The sequence below is a fragment of the Gluconobacter oxydans genome, assembly GCF_006539685.1.
Taxonomy (GTDB): domain Bacteria; phylum Pseudomonadota; class Alphaproteobacteria; order Acetobacterales; family Acetobacteraceae; genus Gluconobacter; species Gluconobacter oxydans.
Genome location: NZ_BJNM01000093.1, coordinates 1 through 1,011, shown reverse-complemented (window position 1 = coordinate 1,011; position 1,011 = coordinate 1). Strand labels below are relative to the sequence as shown.

Here is a 1,011-nt window from a genome sequence, read left to right as displayed (position 1 = left end):
TTTTTCGAGATCGTTTGTTTTTATGCCTACATTTTACCTTCAGCCTCTGGAAGTGTTTATTTGTGGGTAAGTAATATGACGGCTACTATCAATAATCGCAGATTCAGTAAGGTGCGCGGGAACGGCATCCGTCATGGACAGAATATGAAAGACTGTCACCCCGTGGGCCAGAAGATAGTCAGTAACGATGCGCCTGTGACAGCGCCACCAGAGCACCTCCGAGCACATGATCGCAACAGTTGCCTGCTGTCCCGCCTCGATAAGCCGGGCAAGACCTCGGTGAAAATCTTCTCCAAGCGCATAATCCGCATAATTATGAAAACTCTGAACACGCCAGAATGCGTTGGTCTCCGCAGGCATCGTCTTCGACCGTGGCCGTCGTCCACCAAGCTCTGGAAAATGACTATATCCGATCCCCTGTGCCGCCAGTTCCGGCTGGAGACTGGTGCCATCATAGTCTCGATTACGCCGGGAATACGGAAAAGCCCTCACATCCGCGATCAGTGTCACGCCATAATGACGCAAAAGCGCGATAAAATCAGATAGCGCAAGCGTGGAATGCCCGATGGTGTAGAATGGATGACAAGAAGATGATCTTGCCTCCCCTGCGAGGTTCACATTGGATACGGAGTTTTCCATGCCGTCACAAACTTTCCAGATCGGAGACATCGTATCTTGGAACTCGGAAGCGGGATACGTCAGTGGACGGATCAAAGCCATTCATACGGCGCCCTTTCTGGTCAACGGCTATCAGCATCACGCGACGGCAGAACACCCTCAATATGAAATAGAAAGCCTTAAAACCAGTCATATCGCCTTTCACAAAGGCACGGCCCTTACACTTGCTGAGTGACTGGATCATCTCCTGAGCCAGCATCATGTCTGGGCCGCAATATCCATCAATGTAGAGACAGACGGATTGGCTGAGGTGATCGGAGCACAGAGCACCACATCCAGCGTCGGGGTGACAGACGTGAGTGTCGCAATAAGCCTCTCATGACAGAGATCATC

General features: G+C 51.2%; 2 protein-coding genes. One reads left to right on the top strand and one right to left on the bottom strand.

The window, feature by feature from the left end:
* Nucleotides 1-39: 39 nt before the first annotated feature.
* The gene (locus tag GOX01_RS12735) at nucleotides 40-639 is read right to left on the bottom strand and encodes a DUF488 domain-containing protein (protein WP_062268667.1); all 600 of its coding nucleotides are present in this window, start codon (nucleotides 637-639) and stop codon (nucleotides 40-42) included.
* Between GOX01_RS12735 and GOX01_RS12730 the strand changes: the two genes are divergently transcribed.
* A complete protein-coding gene (locus GOX01_RS12730) occupies nucleotides 638-853 on the top strand; it encodes a hypervirulence associated TUDOR domain-containing protein (RefSeq protein WP_061507197.1) in 216 nt (71 codons plus the stop codon). The genes GOX01_RS12735 and GOX01_RS12730 overlap by 2 nt on opposite strands.
* Nucleotides 854-1,011 lie beyond the last annotated feature (158 nt).

Coding starts and splice junctions, on each gene's coding strand:
- GOX01_RS12730 (WP_061507197.1), top strand. CDS start 638: ATGCCGTCACAAACTTTCCAGATCGGAGACATCGTATCTTGGAACTCG.
- GOX01_RS12735 (WP_062268667.1), bottom strand. CDS start 639: ATGGAAAACTCCGTATCCAATGTGAACCTCGCAGGGGAGGCAAGATCA.